We start from the raw sequence: 811 nt of genomic DNA, 5'->3' as shown, positions 1-811 counted from the left end.
GGCCGCGCTGCCGGGCCAGCGGGAGAGGCCGCTTGCCGGCAATAGCTGGTTGGCGATGAAAAAGTAGAAGATGAAGATAAACACCAGCGGCGGCAGGTTGCGGACAAGCTGGACAAACAGGGTGGCCGGCAGCACCAGCCAGGGGCGGCGGCTGAAGGTGGCCAGCCCGAGAGCGGTGCCGAGCAGCAGCGCCAGCAGCATGCCAAACAGGGCGATGCGCAAGGTGGTGAGCAGGCCGCTGAAAAAAAAGGGTAGCTCACCGTGCGGGCCGCGGGTGAACAGCAGCTCGAAGGCCTGATGCCAGTGCCACTGGTAGGCTACCCCGATATGCACGCGGCTGGCGAGCCAGGCCGTCGTCAGCAGCAGGAGCACGACAATCGCCCCATCCAGCCAGCCGACGTGGCGAATGGCCCCTCTTATCTTCGTCAGCATCAGGGGTTGGCGACCTGCGCTTCCCATGCCAGCGACTTGAACCAGTAGTCATGGCGTGCTTTGAGCCAGCCATCGGCCTGGCGGGCGTCGATCCACTCGTTGAACTGCTCGGCCAGGGCCCCGTCCTCTTTACGCAGGGCAAAGCCTTCGTTCCCCTGCGCCAGCGGGGTGACGAAGGGCATGAAGAGGGCATCGGGGTGGCGCAGTGCCTCCTGCTCCGGTTTGGGGGAGGAGGAGAGAGCGCCGTGGGCGCGGCCGTTCAGCACCTCTTGAAAGACCTGGGACTCGTCATCGAACTGGCGCAGGGTTGCCTTGGGAAAGTTGACCTTGGCCACCTGTACTGGCGAGGCGCCACGGCGCACCGCCAGGATCACCCCGC

The 811-nt window shown here is 65.5% G+C and carries 2 protein-coding genes; both read right to left on the bottom strand.

The genetic code is table 11. The features are described 5' to 3' along the window. On the bottom strand, positions 1–432 hold a 432-nt coding region (locus BN1123_RS08895), incomplete at its 3' end, for an ABC transporter permease subunit (RefSeq protein WP_231555606.1). Next, positions 432–811: type 2 periplasmic-binding domain-containing protein (locus BN1123_RS08890; RefSeq protein WP_156130473.1), on the bottom strand; the 380-nt coding region annotated here is incomplete at its 5' end. The genes BN1123_RS08890 and BN1123_RS08895, both read right to left, overlap by 1 nt.

The sequence above is a fragment of the Aeromonas enteropelogenes genome (assembly GCF_000819845.1).
Taxonomy (GTDB): Bacteria; Pseudomonadota; Gammaproteobacteria; order Enterobacterales; family Aeromonadaceae; genus Aeromonas; species Aeromonas enteropelogenes.
The sequence above is the reverse complement of the archived record's forward strand: the minus strand, read 5'-3'. Positions and strand labels throughout refer to the sequence as shown.